This window comes from Desulfogranum japonicum DSM 18378 (assembly GCF_000429945.1).
Classification (GTDB): Bacteria; Desulfobacterota; Desulfobulbia; order Desulfobulbales; family Desulfobulbaceae; genus Desulfogranum; species Desulfogranum japonicum.
The window spans coordinates 1-1507 of sequence record NZ_AUCV01000121.1; the positions used below are offsets into that span (position 1 = coordinate 1).

Sequence of the window (1507 nt, forward strand, 5' to 3'; positions counted from 1 at the left end):
TATGTGGCTGAAATTCTGACGATTTATTTTTTTAGCGCAACGAAAAACTTTCATCAGGGGAGATTTTGAGAATAATTGTCAAAAACTTGGGTTAAGATACATACAGCCATGACAAAGAGAAATAAAGAGGATCATCGCCTGGTTTACTCAAGTGGATCCGGGAGAGTCTGTCCCCTTTGCGGTATATCCAAGGCGCAATGCATTTGCAGAAAACAGTTGCAAGCGCCCAGTCAGGATGGCGTTGTTCGTATTAGTCGTCAGACAAAAGGGCGTAAGGGAAGTGGAGTCTGTCTTGTTACAGGAATTCCGCTTGCTGAAAAAGATTTAAAAGCACTTGCAAAACGTTTGAAACAGCGGTGCGGAACAGGTGGTACAGTTAAAAATGGGGTGATTGAGATTCAGGGTGACCATAGGCAGGTGTTGCTCACCGCACTGAAAGATATGGGGTATGAGGTAAAATTGGCAGGTGGATGAGGAGAAGGTAATCCGTATTTGTTGAATTGTAAAAAAAACGTTTAATTCTTTGACGTTGCAACACTTATCTGGTTCCCCTGGAAAACAATGTGTTTTTTTGTAACGCCTTAATCTGAGAAGAAATGTTTAGCCTCGGATAGCCTTCACGAATTTTTTCTATTTCTTAAAAAATAACCTTTTGTTAAATGCTGACAGTTCGTAATTCCGAAAAGTCTTTGGATGTTTCGAGCATAAATAGACCTGTAGAGATTTTTGATAAGGAGTAGCCATGTTGGGCACGATTGTTAACGGAATTGCCATCATTCTCGGTAGTTGTGTTGGTCTATTTTTTCGAAAAGGGATTGCTGAAAATTATAAAACAATCATTTTAAATGGTATTGGTTTATCTGTTATTCTTGTGGGGATGAAGAGTGCTTTGAGTTCAAACGATCTGTTAGTCGTTATATTGAGCATCGCTGCAGGGTCCCTTATTGGAGAATTTGCCAGGATCGAAAAAAAACTGGAACAATTAGGTCAGTTTCTGGAAGCCAGAGTCGCTGCTAAGTCAAGTGACTCCAGTTCATTTGCAAGAGGTTTTGTTACAGCCAGCCTTGTTTTTTGTGTTGGATCTATGGCCATTGTTGGTTCTTTGGAGAGTGGATTGACTGAGAATCATCAAACCCTGTTTGCCAAATCAGTGCTGGATGGCATTACCTCCATTATTTTCGCATCAGCCATGGGGCTGGGGGTTATGTTTTCGAGCATAGCTGTTATTATATATCAGGGCTGCATTACAATCAGCGCATTTTTTCTGAAAAATTTTTTAGTGACTACAACTATAGACCAAATGACTTCTGTCGGTGGGCTGCTGATTATGGCACTTGGCATGAACATGCTGGGCATAACCAGGATTTCTGTAGGAAACATGTTGCCAGCCATTTTTTTGCCATTGATCTATTATACTGAAGTTTCCTGAAAATTGTGCGGCAAGGTTAAAAGCTAAACCGTAAACATGGGAAACGTTTTTATATGAGAATGACTATTAAAAAGCGGT

2 protein-coding genes are annotated in these 1507 nt (G+C 40.2%); both read left to right on the forward strand.

From position 1 onward, the window contains the following. Nucleotides 1–108: 108 nt before the first annotated feature. The gene (locus G493_RS0122660; protein WP_028582184.1) at nt 109–474 is read left to right on the forward strand and encodes a translation initiation factor Sui1; all 366 of its coding nucleotides are present in this window, start codon (nt 109–111) and stop codon (nt 472–474) included. Between the two features lie 268 nt (nt 475–742). Further along, nucleotides 743–1429, forward strand: a complete 687-nt coding sequence (locus tag G493_RS0122665) for a DUF554 domain-containing protein (RefSeq protein WP_028582185.1) — start codon at nt 743–745, stop codon at nt 1427–1429. Nucleotides 1430–1507 lie beyond the last annotated feature (78 nt).

Coding starts and splice junctions, on each gene's coding strand:
- G493_RS0122660 (WP_028582184.1), top strand. CDS start 109: ATGACAAAGAGAAATAAAGAGGATCATCGCCTGGTTTACTCAAGTGGA.
- G493_RS0122665 (WP_028582185.1), top strand. CDS start 743: ATGTTGGGCACGATTGTTAACGGAATTGCCATCATTCTCGGTAGTTGT.